The organism is Affinundibacterium nitidum (genome assembly GCF_014284155.1).
Classification (GTDB): domain Bacteria; phylum Pseudomonadota; class Gammaproteobacteria; order Burkholderiales; family Burkholderiaceae_D; genus Undibacterium; species Undibacterium nitidum.
Map to the genome: position 1 here is coordinate 376,918 of NZ_JACOFZ010000001.1, position 15,466 is coordinate 392,383.

Annotated in this window: 12 protein-coding genes; 8 read left to right on the forward strand and 4 right to left on the reverse strand. The window is 46.4% G+C overall.

All coding sequences use genetic code 11. The features are described from left to right. Positions 1-2: 2 nt before the first annotated feature. A complete protein-coding gene (gene smc / locus H8K36_RS01610; protein WP_186915400.1) occupies positions 3-3,515 on the reverse strand; it encodes a chromosome segregation protein SMC in 3,513 nt (1,170 codons plus the stop codon). A gap of 344 nt (positions 3,516-3,859) precedes the next feature. Here smc and dapC point away from each other — a divergent pair, with 344 nt between their 5' ends. From dapC to H8K36_RS01650, 8 genes are all read left to right on the forward strand, one after another. Beyond that, the gene (gene dapC / locus H8K36_RS01615) at positions 3,860-5,095 is read left to right on the forward strand and encodes a succinyldiaminopimelate transaminase (RefSeq protein WP_186915399.1); all 1,236 of its coding nucleotides are present in this window, start codon (positions 3,860-3,862) and stop codon (positions 5,093-5,095) included. A gap of 73 nt (positions 5,096-5,168) precedes the next feature. Continuing rightward, positions 5,169-5,996 (forward strand): 2,3,4,5-tetrahydropyridine-2,6-dicarboxylate N-succinyltransferase, encoded by an 828-nt coding sequence (gene dapD, locus H8K36_RS01620; protein ID WP_186915398.1) that lies wholly within the window; start codon positions 5,169-5,171, stop codon positions 5,994-5,996. 52 nt (positions 5,997-6,048) lie between these two features. Beyond that, entirely contained in the window at positions 6,049-7,200 is a 1,152-nt protein-coding gene (locus H8K36_RS01625) for a PilT/PilU family type 4a pilus ATPase (protein ID WP_186915397.1), read from the forward strand. A gap of 2 nt (positions 7,201-7,202) precedes the next feature. After that, positions 7,203-7,586: an ArsC family reductase gene (locus tag H8K36_RS01630; protein WP_186915396.1), complete on the forward strand. Its 384-nt coding sequence runs from the start codon at positions 7,203-7,205 to the stop codon at positions 7,584-7,586. After that, positions 7,583-8,722 carry a succinyl-diaminopimelate desuccinylase gene (gene dapE, locus H8K36_RS01635; RefSeq protein ID WP_186915395.1) on the forward strand — a complete coding sequence of 380 codons (1,140 nt, stop codon included), beginning with the start codon at positions 7,583-7,585 and terminating at the stop codon, positions 8,720-8,722. The genes H8K36_RS01630 and dapE overlap by 4 nt, the downstream gene beginning before the upstream one ends. A gap of 1 nt (position 8,723) precedes the next feature. Next, positions 8,724-9,626 carry a 50S ribosomal protein L3 N(5)-glutamine methyltransferase gene (gene prmB / locus H8K36_RS01640; RefSeq protein WP_186915394.1) on the forward strand — a complete coding sequence of 301 codons (903 nt, stop codon included), beginning with the start codon at positions 8,724-8,726 and terminating at the stop codon, positions 9,624-9,626. Positions 9,627-9,750: 124 nt separating this feature from the next. After that, entirely contained in the window at positions 9,751-11,760 is a 2,010-nt protein-coding gene (locus H8K36_RS01645) for an ATP-binding cassette domain-containing protein (RefSeq protein WP_186915393.1), read from the forward strand. 152 nt (positions 11,761-11,912) lie between these two features. After that, positions 11,913-12,674 (forward strand): substrate-binding periplasmic protein, encoded by a 762-nt coding sequence (locus H8K36_RS01650; RefSeq protein ID WP_186915392.1) that lies wholly within the window; start codon positions 11,913-11,915, stop codon positions 12,672-12,674. 9 nt (positions 12,675-12,683) lie between these two features. Here H8K36_RS01650 and H8K36_RS01655 read toward each other — a convergent pair whose 3' ends face one another. From H8K36_RS01655 to H8K36_RS01665, 3 genes are all read right to left on the reverse strand, one after another. After that, positions 12,684-13,619, reverse strand: a complete 936-nt coding sequence (locus H8K36_RS01655; protein WP_186915391.1) for a DNA ligase — start codon at positions 13,617-13,619, stop codon at positions 12,684-12,686. A gap of 179 nt (positions 13,620-13,798) precedes the next feature. Then, a complete protein-coding gene (locus tag H8K36_RS01660) occupies positions 13,799-14,716 on the reverse strand; it encodes an SPFH domain-containing protein (protein ID WP_222611096.1) in 918 nt (305 codons plus the stop codon). Between the two features lie 48 nt (positions 14,717-14,764). After that, positions 14,765-15,202, reverse strand: a complete 438-nt coding sequence (locus H8K36_RS01665) for an NfeD family protein (RefSeq protein ID WP_186915389.1) — start codon at positions 15,200-15,202, stop codon at positions 14,765-14,767. Positions 15,203-15,466 lie beyond the last annotated feature (264 nt).

The following is a 15,466-nucleotide window of genomic DNA, read 5'->3' on the forward strand; positions in this document are numbered from 1 at the left end:
GCTTAACCCTCACCAACTAGGCTTGCGGCAGATTCCATATCCACCGCAACGATTCGAGAAACCCCCTGCTCTTGCATGGTGACACCAATCAATTGTTGTGCCATTTCCATCGCAATTTTGTTATGGGAGATAAATAAGAATTGTGTATTGCTCGACATTCGCTTCACCATATTACAGAAACGTTCAGTATTCGAGTCATCCAAAGGCGCATCAACCTCATCAAGCAAACAGAAAGGTGCTGGATTCAGTTGGAACATAGAGAAAACCAGAGCAGTCGCAGTCAAAGCCTTTTCACCACCCGACAACAAATGAATCGTGGCATTCTTTTTACCTGGCGGCTGCGCCATAACCTGTACACCCGAATCCAAAATTTCGTCACCGGTCATAATCAATTTTGCTTGACCGCCACCGAACAAGATCGGGAACAATTCTGCAAAATGATGATTGACTCGATTAAAGGTGTCTTGCAGGAGATCGCGCGTTTCAATATCGATTTTATGAATCGCATCTTGCAAAGTGGTAATTGCTTCAGTCAGATCCGCGAATTGTGAATCCAAGAAGGTTTTACGTTCTTGCGCTTGAGCTAATTCATCTAGAGCCGCCAAATTGACCGCCCCCAAAGCTGCGATAGCGTTTGTCAAACGCGTGACCTCACCTTGCAGATATGATGGTTTCAAATCATCGTGTAACTTCGGTTCTAAAGCAGCTTCATCCACTTCAAAATTGCGCAACTGTTCTTCGTATTGCTCTTGATTCAGACGAGCGGCTTGCTCCTTTAATTGCAACTCAACAATGCGATCTCGCTGCGGCTGCAAACTTCTTTCGACTTGCATTTTGGATTCTTCAGCATGACGCAATTTCTGCGTCAACTGATCCAACTCGTGACGTGCATCCGCTAATACCCGCTCTTGATCACTACGTTTTTCCAACAAGGTCTGCAAACCAGCCTGTGCAGTTTGCTCATCCATATTTTCAAGTTCAAGCTGCCCCTGTTGCATATTTGCGAACAACTGAGAAGCCTGCTCCACAGCAGTCGCAATACTGCGTTTCAGCTCGTCAATTTTGACCCGATGCGTCTTCTCCGCGAAGCTAGCTTCTTGAGCAGCCAATTCGAGATCTCGCAAACGTGATCTTGCATCATTGAGTTGCTGCTCTTTTTCAAGAAACTCGGTTTGACCTTCTTCGTGCGTCTCCTGCATTTCGGCCAGTGCTACATCGAGTTCTTCAAACTTTGCTTCAGACTCAGCGCGAGCGGTTTGCTGCTCTTGCTCTTGTTCGGAGATTTCAGCTAAATCAGATTGAATTTGCGTACTGCGTTGGTTGAAACGCTCCTGCACTTCTGCCAACTTCATGTACTCGATCTGTAAGCTATGCACGGTCTGCGTCAACGTGGAAACGCGTCCGCGTAATTCCTGTAAAGTTTGGCTCGCTTGGCTGAACACCGCTTCAGCACGCACCGCACGTGTTTTACCTTCATCTGCCAGCAGATGCTGAGCACGGGCTTGCTTGCCGATATTTTCAATTTCTTGCTGACGAGCCAAAACGCCATCTTGCTCTGAATCGGCTGCATAAAAGCGAACACTGGAAGCACTTACCATGTGTCCCTGCTTCGTAATGAAACTTGCGCCGGCAGGAAGTTTGTTGCGCTCAATGAAAGCGGTTGCCACATCAGTCGCGACATAGATGTTGTGCAACCAGTCTTGCATCACTCCGCGCACACCGGCGTCATTTAACTGCAGCAAATCGAACATCGACTGCATACCAGCAGCCACCGTCATCGGTGCGCTAACTTGAGGCGCATACAATGCTAATTTAGCAGGCGGTGCGTCACTAAAAAACGCTTTAGCCCATTCGAGATTTGACATTTCGAGCGCAGATGTTCGCTCACGTAAAACCGACTCCAGTGCCGTTTCCCAGCCCGCTTCTATCTGTACTTTTTGCCACAGCTTTGGAAGCTTTTCGAGCTCGTGCTTCGCCAGCCAGGGTTGCACTTTTCCTTGGCTCTCTACACTCTCCTGCAGAGACTTCAGAGCCGCCAAACGCGCATCGAGTTGTGCAGATTGTGCGGCGTCTTTATTGACTTGCTCCTGCGCAGTACGTCGTTCCTCTTCCAACTGAGGCAGTTGTTCTTGCGCCTCTTCAAGCTGCATCGTCGTTTCTTCGAGAATTTGTTTTTTCTCTTCGAGTTGCATTGCTAAATTTTGTAGATGTGAGGTATCCGGAACAACTAAACCTTGCTTTTCCTGATTGAGGCGCTCGCGCCGCGCCGCCAAAGTATTCAAGATATTCGAAGCATTGCGTTGATGCGCAGACTCTAGCTCAATCTGCTGCTGCATTTGCATGATTTTCGCGCGTGACTCTGTCGTCTTCAACTGCGCTTCACGCCACACTTGTTCTAGAGCAGGAATTTTTTCATTCTGCTGCGCGACTGTTTCTTGCGCTTGCTCACTGCGCATGGCTAGCTCGTCGACATGCATTTCCGCATCAGACAAGTCATCTTGAAATTGTTGACCTTGCCGTTGCCACTGGTCACGTTGAGCCGCCAGTGAATTCAGTTGGGATTGCAAGCGAGCGCGCGATTCGATGACAAACTTAATCTGCGCCTCGAGACTACCGATCTCTGCATTGGTTTGATACAAATTACCTTGGGCCTGATGCATCTTATCGCCAACAGCATAGTGCGCTTGGCGCATCTGCTCTAGTTCGAGTTCTACATGACGCAGTTTTGCAGTTTGCTCTTCGAGATCAATCTGACATTTCTCGATTTCTGCGAAATATTTTTTTTGCTCCACTGCTGCTTCACGTTTGCGCAACATCCACAAGAGTTTTTGTTTTTCTTCTTGATCGGCTTGCAAGGAGTGATATTTGTTTGCAACGACAGCTTGAGCTTCTAACTTTTCTAAATTGGCGTTCAGTTCGCGCAAAATATCTTCAACACGCACCAAATTCTCGTGCGTATCATGAATACGATTTTCGGTTTCACGACGCCGCTCTTTATAGCGCGACACGCCAGCTGCCTCTTCCAAAAACACACGAAGCTCTTCTGGTCGGGATTCGATAATGCGAGAAATCATGCCTTGACCAATAATTGCATAGGCACGTGGACCTAGACCGGTACCAAGGAAAATATCTTGAATATCCCGCCGACGAACGGGCTGGCCATTGATGTAATAAGTGGAGGTGCCGTCACGTGTCAGTGTTCGCTTAACCGCAATCTCAGCATATTGACTCCACTGCCCAGCCGCTTTACCCAGACTATTGTCAAACACAAGCTCAACAGACGAGCGCCCCGCTGGTTTTCGGTGGGTAGAACCGTTGAAAATGACGTCCTGCATCGATTCGCCGCGAAGTTCCGATGCTTTTGACTCACCCAAAACCCAACGGACAGCGTCGATGATATTAGATTTACCACATCCATTGGGACCAACAACGCCAACAAGTTGACCTGGAACCTGAAAATGCGTGGGATCAACAAAGGATTTAAATCCAGATAATTTAATTGAAGTTAAGCGCACGTTATTCTTATTTATCGATTTTTATTGAATTTTACGAACAAATCAAATCTCTGCAAAAAAGCCAAACACCAGCAAAATCCACCTAAAGATAGCTTCTGGCGTGCAAAAAACCTTACTTTTAAACCAAGTAAGACCGCACATCATAACATTGCCGAGCCGCCAAATTGGAGTTTTTGGCGTTTTTGATCAACTCAACCAACAATACAAACATATGCTTATAGCAAATGAAACTTCAAAGCCGCAAGCACAACGATATAATAGGAGCGCACAAAGGCGCTTCGCTCGAGTTGCAGCATTTTTGAAAATTGATTTCTTACCCAAAACCGCATAACTGGCTCAACACCGTGAATCCCAATTTAGACTTACTTCAAGCCTATCCTTTCGAAAAACTCAAGAAACTGTTTGCAGGAACTACGCCAAACCCAGCGTATACGCCCATTAGTCTTGGGCTAGGCGAACCCAAACATGCGACACCACAACTAATTAAAGATGCACTCATTAACAACCTGGATGGGCTCGCAAATTATCCATCAACGATTGGCAATGAGTCATTAAGAAGATCGATCAGCGATTGGCTTGGACGCCGCTACCAAGTACCCGCGCTCGATATCAATACACAAATTCTTCCAGTAAATGGATCGCGCGAAGCATTATTCTCGTTAGCGCAGGCAGTAATTAATCCAACCCCACACCATCACGAAAAACCAATCGTGATGTGTCCCAACCCGTTTTACCAAATTTATGAAGGTGCAGCGTACCTTGCGGGCGCGGAGCCGTATTTTGTCAATGCAGATCCAAACCGCAACTTTGCACCTGACTATAGTAAAGTGCCTGACGAAATCTGGCGACGAACACAACTTCTCTTTGTTTGCTCCCCTGGTAACCCTACAGGTGCAGTGTTAACACAAACAGACTGGGAAGAACTATTTCACCTTTCTGATAAATATGGTTTCATCATTGCTGCCGATGAATGCTATTCAGAGATCTACTTTGAGCAAGAGCCTCCGCTTGGCAGCTTGAGTGCAGCCTTCAAGGCTGGCAGAACAAATTTCGCTCGTCTAATAACACTCTCAAGTTTATCAAAACGGTCGAATGTACCTGGTATGCGCTCAGGCTTCGTCGCTGGCGATGCGTCAATCATCAAACAATTCTTGTTGTATCGCACCTATCATGGAGGAGCGATGTCACCGAGCGTACAGGCCGCATCTGTCGCGGCATGGAACGACGAGGAGCATGTTATTCACAATCGTGAACTGTATCGCAAAAAATTTACCCAAGTAACACCAGTACTGGCGTCGGTACTTGACGTAAAGTTACCTGATGCTGCTTTTTATCTCTGGGCTGGTGTAGATAAGTACGTGAAAATCTCCGATACAGAGTTCGCACTGGGGCTCTACCGCGACTATAATGTCACTGTTTTACCTGGAAGCTTTTTGGCGCGCGAGGCGCACGGAAAGAATCCTGGTAAAAACAGGATCCGCATGGCTCTGGTTGCCGAGGTCGAAGAATGTATGGAAGCCGCACAACGGATCGCCGCCTACACTCAAGCACTGATGCGTACATCAACGCAAGAAACTTAGCCGCAACCCACATTGTATTTAGCCATTTAATTTAGCCAATTCGTTCTCTAATTTCATTAATTACACTTAAGTCATGACACAACAATTACAGCAAATCATCGATCAAGCTTGGGAAGATCGCGCCAATTTCTCTCCAAAGAACGCACCAGCCGAGTTGCGTGAAGCAGTCGCCCATGTGTTGGAACAATTAGATGGCGGCAGCCTGCGTGTCGCACAAAAGCTTGGTGGTGCTTGGCATGTTAATCAATGGGTAAAGAAAGCCGTACTATTATCTTTCCGTTTGGAAGACAATATCGTAATGCCTTCGGGCGAACACATGCAGTTCTTTGACAAGGTGCCGACCAAATTTGCTAACTACACAGCAGAAGATTTTGCGAAAGGTGGCTTCCGCGTGGTACCACCAGCGGTAGCTCGTCGCGGCAGTTTTATCGGTAAAAACGTGGTTTTGATGCCGTCCTACGTCAACATTGGCGCCTACGTTGACGAAGGTGCGATGGTTGATACTTGGGCAACAGTCGGTTCATGCGCACAAATCGGTAAGAATGTGCACTTATCGGGCGGTGTGGGTATCGGTGGTGTATTAGAGCCAATGCAAGCGAACCCTACCATCATCGAAGACAATTGCTTTATTGGTGCGCGCTCAGAAATCGTTGAAGGTGTGATCGTCGAGGAAAACTCGGTGATTTCTATGGGCGTCTATATCGGGCAATCAACGAAGATTTATGATCGTGCTACAGGCGAAGTAAGTTATGGGCGAGTGCCAGCTGGCTCGGTTGTGGTTTCTGGCAATTTACCTTCTGCGTGTGGAAAGTATAGTCTGTATTGCGCTGTAATCGTTAAACGAGTCGACGCCCAAACACGCTCAAAAACAAGCATCAACGAATTACTGCGTGGCGCTTAATTCATCAAAAATCTAGAAAATTAAATCTATAAAGAATGGGAAGGAATTAATCATGGCAATGGATCGTTTATTTCAGTTAATGAAGGAAAAAAATGCCTCTGATATGTTTTTCGCGATTAACTCCCCCATTCATTTGAAGATTAATGGCAACCTCTTGCCAATCAATCAGCAAAAGATGGATGAAGACAACATCATGACTTTGCTCAGTGAAGTTGTTTCAGCCGAACACTTACAGCAGTTCAAGCGAGATAACGAACTTAACGTAGGTATTGGTGCACCAGGTATTGGCCGCTTCCGTTTGTCAGCATTTAAACAACGCGGTTCGACTTCTGCGGTTTTTCGCTTTGTTCCTGGAATCATCCCAGCGTTTACGTCCTTGAATTTACCTCCAGTACTGGCTGAGTTGGTCATGGAGAAGCGCGGCCTGATTCTGGTGGTTGGTGCAACAGGCTCTGGCAAGTCAACATCGATCGCTTCGATGTTGGACTTTCGCAATGAAACAAAAACAGGCCACATTTTGACGATTGAAGATCCGATCGAATATTTGTTCCGCAGCAAAAAGTCTATTGTTAATCAACGCGAAGTTGGTACCGACGCAGATAGCTTGAAGACCGCTCTTCGTAACTCGTTGCGCCAGGCTCCAGACTGCATTTTGATCGGTGAGATTCGCGATCTAGAGACTATGATGGCGGCGATCGCTTACGCTCAATCAGGTCACTTGGTGGTCGCAACTTTACATGCCAATAACAGCTACCAAGCCTTGAATCGTATCATTAGTTTCTTCCCGATCGAAAACCGAAGCGCCTTACTATTAGATCTAGCCTCTGCAATTAAGGCGATTATTTCTCAACGCTTAGTGAAAGCTACCAACGGTGGTCGTTGTCCGGCCGTCGAAATCATGCTTAACACTCGTTACGTCGCTGAACTCATCGAACAAGGCAACATTTTCCAGATCAAAGAGGCAATCGAGAAAAGTTTAGCACCAGGCTCGCAAACTTTTGAACGAGCATTACTACAGCTGATCAAAGACGGGCTAATCACTCAAGATGAAGGCTTAGCCAATGCCGATTCCGCTAATAACTTATTGTGGCTCATTAATAACGATGCAATGCTCGCGGCGAAGAACCAACCTGCCGCTGCACCAGAACCTGAGCCAGAGTTAAAAGATCAGGCCACATTTACCGAATTTACTTTAACAATTTAAGCATGAGCAGTTCCCGCAAAATTACCATGTATGGCATTCCCAACTGTGACACAGTGAAGAAGGCTCGCACTTGGCTGGAAGAACAAGAAATTCCTTTTCATTTCCATAATTTCAAAAAAGATGGCTTGAACAAATCGGCGATTGAGCAATGGCTAACAAAAAGTGATCTCACCATTTTAATTAATCGAAAAGGAACAACCTGGCGCGCATTGAGCGATGTACAAAAAGCCCAGGCCGATACAACGTCAGGCGCTATCGCCCTTATGCTTGAGAACCCTTCAGTCATTAAACGTCCAGTGCTAGTCATTGAGCAAGAATCCGAGCTCAGCATTGCGGTAAGTTTCAAGCCCGACCAATATCAAACTCTATTTTCATCTGCCGCATGAGTAAAACCTTAGCCCTCACCGAACACTTAATCGGTCTCGACTCTGTCACCCCTGAAGACAAAGGATGCCAAAATACTTTAATCGATTTACTAAGACCGCTTGGCTTTCAGTGTGAAACGATACAGTCTGGTGACGTCACGAATCTCTGGGCTCGTCGCGGCACTCAACGACCACTCGTAGTATTTGCTGGCCATACTGATGTAGTGCCAACCGGCCCAGTTAATCAGTGGCAGTCCGCACCCTTTGCGCCTACCCATCGTGATGGCAAACTCTTTGGCCGTGGTGCGGCCGATATGAAAACGTCGATCGCTGCCTTCGTGGTGGCCACTGAAGAATTCGTGGCTGCTCATCCGAACCATCGAGGATCTATTGGATTTCTGATTACGAGCGATGAAGAAGGTCCTGCAACAGATGGTACCGTGGTCGTCTGCAATCAACTCAAAGAGCGGGACGAGCAACTTGACTATTGCATCGTTGGCGAGCCGACATCGAGTAATGTGCTCGGCGATACGATCAAAAATGGTCGCCGCGGTACGATGTCAGGGAAACTCGTTGTCAAAGGCGTACAAGGTCATATCGCCTATCCCCAACTTGCAAAAAACCCTATCCACCTCGCGGTTCCTGCGCTGACCGAACTCGCGGCTGAGGTTTGGGATGAAGGCAATGATTATTACTTACCCACCTCTTGGCAAATGTCGAACATCCATGGCGGCACAGGGGCGTCGAATGTCATTCCAGGCGAAGTCGTGATTGACTTTAACTTCCGTTTTTCAACTGCCAGCACTGCGGAAGGCTTGCAACAACGTGTGCATGCAATCCTCGACAAACATCAATTGAACTACGACTTAAAATGGACCATTGGTGGCCATCCTTTCCTCACACCGAAAGGTGGCCTCAGCGATGCCCTATCACAAGCAATTTTTGCGGAAACAGGTGTCACAACTGAGTTATCGACCACAGGTGGCACCTCTGATGGCCGCTTCATCGCCAAGATCTGCCCGCAAGTTGTCGAATTTGGCCCACCGAATGGAAGCATTCATAAAATCGACGAACATATCGAGTTGAAATATATAGATCCGCTCAAAAACATTTATCGTCGCACACTCGAAAACCTCTTACTGCCGCAAGGCCAATGATATGAGTACCACTAATTTCCCCTTCCAAACCTTGCGTGACTTACTACGCTATGCGGTGACTCGCTTCAACACGGAGCAATTATTTTTCGGTCATGGCAGTGCCAATGCACTTGATGAGGCCGCTTACCTTTTACTGCACACTTTAAAACTTCCGCTCGATAAGATTGACCCATTTTTGGATGCGCGCCTTCTACCTGAAGAAATTAACGCCGCAATTGCTGTCATTGAGCGCCGCGCAAGCGATCGAGTTCCAGCGTCTTACATCACTAAGGAAGCATGGTTAGGCACGTACAATTTTTATGTTGATGAACGTGTCATTGTTCCACGATCCTTTATCGCCGAACTTATTCCTGAGCGCTTCTCACCTTGGGTACAAGATCCAGAAGAAGTAAGTGATATTCTTGAACTCTGTACGGGTTCGGGTTGTTTGCCAATTATGTTGGCAGATGCGTTTTACAACGCGCAGGTAGATGCGGTCGACATCTCCAAGGATGCGCTCGCCGTTGCACGCAAGAACGTACAAACCTATGAGTTAGAAGATCGTATTAGCTTGATTGAATCTGATCTCTACAGCAATGTTCCTGACAAGTTGTACGATATGATTATCACCAATCCACCGTACGTGAATTCAAACTCCATGAGTAAGCTTCCACAAGAGTACTTACACGAACCGCAAATTGCATTAGCGGGTGGCGATGACGGCATGGACCTCGTGCGAAAAATCGTGGCTGGTGCTGGCAAACGCTTAAAACCAAACGGCATTCTGATGGTGGAGATTGGTAATGAGCGCGTATTCGCCGAAGAGGCATTTGCGGAATACGGTTTGACCTGGCTATCCACAAGCGCTGGAGATGATATGGTGTTTATGTTGACGGCCGAGCAGTTACAAGACAGCGAAAGCTAGCATCTCAGTTTCACTCGGCGAGCCTAATTCGACAACGAATGCGCGCCACACATACAAGCTCAAAACGTTGTTTCCTGCGTTTTGAGCATTTTTATTTTTAGTAGCACTTCACACGTATTGCATAATGATTCGTCTTCAACAAGTAATTCTGGCACGCGGCACCAAACCTTTGTTCGACAGCGTCGATGTCACGCTCAACCCTGGCGACAAGATTGGCCTGATCGGCTCAAACGGCGCTGGCAAATCGAGTCTGTTTGCGATGCTCAGAGGTGAACTGCATCCTGATCAAGGTAGCATCGAGTTTCCTGCGAAATGGCAATTAGCCCACGTCGCGCAGGAAACACCGCCACTGCAAAGAAGCGCCATCGATTATGCGATTGATGGGGATGTGACCTTACGAAAATTGGAGGCGCAGTTAGCCGAGTTAGAGGCCCAACCCGAATCCCACGACAATGGTATCGCGATTGGCGAAGTCTATGGTGCCTTGGCAGACGCTGATGCCTACACTGTACGTTCGCGCGGAGAGCAGCTATTGATTGGTTTAGGCTTCACGCTGGAACAGATGGATCAACCAGTTGCTAGCTTTTCCGGTGGTTGGCGTATGCGTTTAAATTTAGCACAGGCCTTGATGTGCAAATCCGACCTACTGCTTCTAGATGAACCAACTAACCATCTGGATCTCGATGCCATCATTTGGCTAGAAGACTGGCTGAAGCGTTACCAAGGTACATTGATTATTATTTCCCATGATCGCGATTTTCTTGATGGTGTTGTGAATGTCGTGGTGCATATTGATGAACGCAAACTTAAGCGCTATTCAGGAAATTACTCGGCATTCGAACGTCAACGCGCTGCGCAGTTAATCCTAGCGCAAAGTTCTATCGAAAAACAAAACCGCAAACGTGCTCACCTACAATCTTTCATTGACAGATTCGCGGCAAAAGCGTCGAAAGCGAAGCAGGCACAAAGCCGTATCAAAGCTTTGGAGAAGATGGAAGAACTGGCCCCTTTGCGAGCTGCTGCAGAATTTTCATTTGAATTCCGCGAGCCTTTGAGTGCGCCTAATCCGATGTTAGTGATGGACGAGGTGGATTGCGGCTATCGTTTAGAATCGGAAACAGATCACAGCTTCACGGAAAAGAAAATTGTTGGCAATGTGAAGTTTTCTCTACAAATCGGACAACGAATCGGTTTGTTAGGGATTAACGGCGCCGGTAAATCAACCCTGATCAAAACTATCGTTGGCGATCTCCCACCATTGAAGGGAACGATCACGACAGGAAAAGGCTTATCGATAGGCTACTTCGCGCAGCACCAAGTTGAAATGCTACGCCACGATGAATCGCCGCTCTGGCATCTGGCCCACATCGCGCCGGATGTTCGCGAACAAGAACTTCGAAATTTCCTGGGCGGTTTTAACTTCCCTGGAACCATGGTGACAAGTCCGATCGCCCCATTCTCTGGCGGTGAGAAAGCGCGCCTCGCTTTGGCGATGATTGTATGGCAGCGTCCAAACCTATTACTGCTCGATGAACCAACCAATCACTTAGACCTTGAAACCCGCGAGGCTCTCACCGAAGCATTAGCACAGTTCGAAGGCACGCTAGTGGTGGTATCACATGATAGGCATTTACTGCGTGCAACGACAGATCAATTCATCATTGTTGCGGATGGTCAATTGCTGCCATTCGATGGCGATCTAGACGACTATAAAGATTGGCTCTACAAAACGAAACTGGAACAGGTCGCACAAGCCGCACAAAGTGCGGCAGCAAACTTACCGGAGAAAACGAAATCAAAAGCGGCAGAATTACCACAAGCAAAGCCAGTACCCAATACACCTCAACTTGACGACAAAGAGAGAAAACGTCGCGATGCTGAAGAACGTCAACGCATCGCGGCACTTCGCAAACCTATCGAGACTCGGATTAAGCGACTCGAAGAACAAATGGCGAAACTTAATCTCAAAAAAGACGACTACAGCAAACAGCTAGCCGATAGCGATATCTACAACGATGAAAACAAAGACAAGCTAAAAAATATGCTGCTTGATCAAGCTTACGTTGTGAAAGAGCTAGAACAGCTAGAAATAGAGTGGTTGGAGCAACAAGAGTTCCTAGAGGCTGCGGTTTAATTCGTTAATACAATTGACCTGCAAGTCAGGAGTGTTAACATCCCGTCAAACACATCAGCGTTGTTAAAGACGTCAATCGAGAAAGCATTTCTTGCTTCGTTAAAAATTCAGTTTTACTATTAGCTATTCATTTTTAACGCTGCAAGAAGAGTATGAGAGCTTTATATTTACTTCTTATCGCTTGTTTGCTTTTTTGTCACGCTGATTGCCTAGCCTTCCAGCTCGAGTCCAACGCCATCCTGAGAGTTTATACAGAGCATCTTCCGCCCTATAATTATCTCGATAATGGCAAGTTTACAGGCTACTCCACTGAAATTCTTGAGGCCATGCTGAAAGAGGCGGATATCCCCGCCAACTTTACTCTACTACCTTGGGGGCGAGCCTATCTCAGCTCATCGAGTGAGCCAAATACCCTACTTTACACAACCACCAGAACACCCGAACGGGAAGCTTTTTTTGAGTGGATCGGTCCAATCGGACCACGCAAGATGATGCTTTTCAAACTCGCAGAACGCACCGATATTCATATCAAATCTAAAGAAGATTTGAAGAAATATCGAGTCGGCATTGTGCGGGATACTTCCGCCATCAAACTTGTTGTGGATCGCGGTTTGTTTTCACGCAGTCAAATTGACGAAGCACCAAGTACAACTTCGAATATGAAGAAATTGTTTTTCAAACGAATAGATATCATTCTCGCGACTAATGGTGGCGCAACATACGAGTTGAGTAAACTGCCCTATAAACTCAAGGATATCGAGCCGATTTACACATTGGACGAGGAGTATCTTTTTTATTTTGCGATCAATAGAAAATCTGATGCTGCAGTTATCACTAAACTCAAGCATGCGTTCGAAAAAGTGAAATCATCAGGGCTAATGGATGCACTACGAAAAAAATATAGTGTTGATTAGTTCATTAATTCAATCCGGATCATATTGACGCAAATAAGTCGCAAAACGTGGGATCCCACTTTCTGTGGAATCACGATAACGAAAAGTCACCCATGATCCCACAGGGGGTGGTTTTTTTCTCAGATCTTGATCGAATCCAGAACCGAGTTTAAAGCGCTTTCCAAATCTATCCTCGACCAATAGTGCTCCCATCATTCCAGAAAACTTACCATTACCAGTCAACTGCTTAATGACGATCGCTTCAGCATCAAAGTAGGGCTTATACTTGAATATCTTGTCACTACGTTTATTCTCATAATTAGCTTCTGCAAGATGAAGCACTATGCCCTCTGCCCCGTCTGCAATCAATTTTTGAAAATACTCGCGAATTTGCTCCTTAGTGTTGAAACGGTTTTGTTCGACAACAGTCAACCAAGGAACTTGCAAGCGTTTCGGCAGTGCTTGTAAGGTTTGCAGTCGTTGCTCGAAATCGCCCAAACTATCCGGCAACTCAAATAGACAATACTTAATTTGCTTCCATTCAGCGTCATCCGCCCGCTGCCGCCTGACAGCGGCCGACAGTTCTTCAAATTTACCTCTTGCTATCCAAAGTTCGCCATCAATCGGAAACGCTGGAAATCCTTGGGTGAACCATGGGGGACAGTGAATTTTCCGCCCGCTACGAAAGAGCAGAGCCTTACCATCCCAATAGGCTCGAACGCCGTCGAGTTTCTCGCTCACTAGATAATGGGATGCGTCTGCTTTCAATTGGTCCAAGTTAGACAAGCTTGTAGGCAGACTTAGGGGTAAAGTGATCTGACTTTGTTCGATGCTTGCGGGAGTTTGAGGTTGAGCAATAGAGCTGGATGGCTTTTTTTGCGGGCTAGCACCTAACCCTTGTCCGGACACTGCAGACATCATTGCGATGCAAGAAAATTGGCAGAAGACTCTTCTTTTGCTTTTCATACTTCCTCCAAGAGAAGGATAACTTAACAAAGGCTAAACCACCCTTGAGATAGTATAAAAGCAATACAAATAATTAACAATAAATGTATGCATCAAAACAACAAAACCTCATTTGGATCGACCCAAATGAGGTGTGTTTGAAAGCTTCCGCTCTACAAGTAAATCTAAATTGTGGACCGTTATTTTTGTGCCTTGACGACCTGCATCGCGCTCGCAATTAAACCACTCATATCGCTCATATTGGCAGGTACGATAATCGAGTTGTTTGTTTTAGCAAGGTTCGCAAATGCAGCGACATATTGTTCAGCAACTTTCAGATTCACAGCATCTTCGCCGCCTGGTTCGCGAATCGCTGATGCTGTCTTGCGTATCGCTTCGGCACTGGCTTCTGCAATCGCCAAAATCGAAGCAGCTTGCCCCTGTGCACGATTAATCGACGCCTGCATCTCCCCCTCAGAACGAGCAATTGCTGCCTCACGTTCGCCCGATGCAATGTTGATTTGCTCTTGCTTACGACCTTCTGACGCAGCAATTAAGGCGCGCTTCTCACGTTCCGCTGTAATTTGCGCCTGCATCGCGTGCAAGATCTCTTTCGGTGGCGTTAAATCTTTAATCTCATAACGCAATACTTTGACACCCCAGTTTGCGGCCGACTCATCAATTGCATTTACAATCGTCGTGTTAATGTGATCGCGCTCTTCAAACGTCTTATCGAGCTCCATCTTACCAATCACAGAACGCAAGGTTGTTTGCGCCAATTGCGTAATCGCTGCAATGTAATTTGATGATCCATACGACGCTCGCATCGCGTCTGTAATTTGAAAGTACAAGATGCCATCGACCTGCAGCTGCGTGTTATCTCTTGTAATACAAACTTGCGGTGGCACATCGAGAGGAATCTCTTTGAGCACATGTTTGTATGCAATCCGATCCACGAATGGGACAACGATATTAAGCCCTGGAGCCAAAGTCGCGTGATACTTACCTAGACGTTCAACTACCCAAGCATCTTGTTGCGGCACAACCTTCACTGTCTTCATAATGAAGACCAACGCTAATACGAATAATACAAACACTACAAATGTTGAATTTTCCATTTCCATTCCTTATTTTTCTTGTGACTCGTTTTAAATATTCAATTGTACTTAGTTGACTGATTTCACAATCAGCCTACTTCCGACAACCTCTTCGATCTCAAACAATCCCGCTTCAGCGCGCCCTTGGTGCAACTCCACATCCCACAAAGCGCCGCGATACTTTGTACGAGCGGTATATTTACCTTGCCCAATTTCGATCCATTCGGCCACAGTCAGCTGCTGCCCAATATCGATATTTACATTAGGATCGCGTGAAGCTTCGCCTCGCTGTTTCCAGCCAAAACGACTGAAATGCAGACTGATAGTCGCGATTGAACCAACAATCGCGGCCACCAATAATTGAAATGGCGAAGCAAAGCCAATCGCAGCAACGCCTGCACCGGCAAGCAATCCCACGGAAATCATTAATAAATAAAAGGTTCCTGTAAAGAGCTCCAAAATAACAACCAAGCCAGCAAGCACCAGCCACATCATCCATGCATCCATATTGTTCTCCTTTTTTGCAAGTGATTAGTTTGCCCCATCATAACTCTAAAAACATCGGTAATCTAAAAACAAAAAAACCCTCGACACATTGTGTGTGGAGGGTTTTACATGATCGGGCAAATAAAGGTTTGATGTTTTTATTTTTCTTGTTGAGTCGAAGCAGATTATAAAGGCTGCAAATGACAAAACAATGACAGACATAAAGAATGGACGCAAAAACAACAAATGGCGTATGAGTGTGAGCTCATACGCCATTCAGGTAGA

Coding starts and splice junctions, on each gene's coding strand:
- dapD (WP_186915398.1), top strand. CDS start 5,169: ATGACACAACAATTACAGCAAATCATCGATCAAGCTTGGGAAGATCGC.
- H8K36_RS01655 (WP_186915391.1), bottom strand. CDS start 13,619: ATGAAAAGCAAAAGAAGAGTCTTCTGCCAATTTTCTTGCATCGCAATG.
- H8K36_RS01660 (WP_222611096.1), bottom strand. CDS start 14,716: ATGGAAAATTCAACATTTGTAGTGTTTGTATTATTCGTATTAGCGTTG.
- dapE (WP_186915395.1), top strand. CDS start 7,583: ATGAGTAAAACCTTAGCCCTCACCGAACACTTAATCGGTCTCGACTCT.
- prmB (WP_186915394.1), top strand. CDS start 8,724: ATGAGTACCACTAATTTCCCCTTCCAAACCTTGCGTGACTTACTACGC.
- H8K36_RS01645 (WP_186915393.1), top strand. CDS start 9,751: ATGATTCGTCTTCAACAAGTAATTCTGGCACGCGGCACCAAACCTTTG.
- H8K36_RS01650 (WP_186915392.1), top strand. CDS start 11,913: ATGAGAGCTTTATATTTACTTCTTATCGCTTGTTTGCTTTTTTGTCAC.
- H8K36_RS01625 (WP_186915397.1), top strand. CDS start 6,049: ATGGCAATGGATCGTTTATTTCAGTTAATGAAGGAAAAAAATGCCTCT.
- H8K36_RS01665 (WP_186915389.1), bottom strand. CDS start 15,202: ATGGATGCATGGATGATGTGGCTGGTGCTTGCTGGCTTGGTTGTTATT.
- H8K36_RS01630 (WP_186915396.1), top strand. CDS start 7,203: ATGAGCAGTTCCCGCAAAATTACCATGTATGGCATTCCCAACTGTGAC.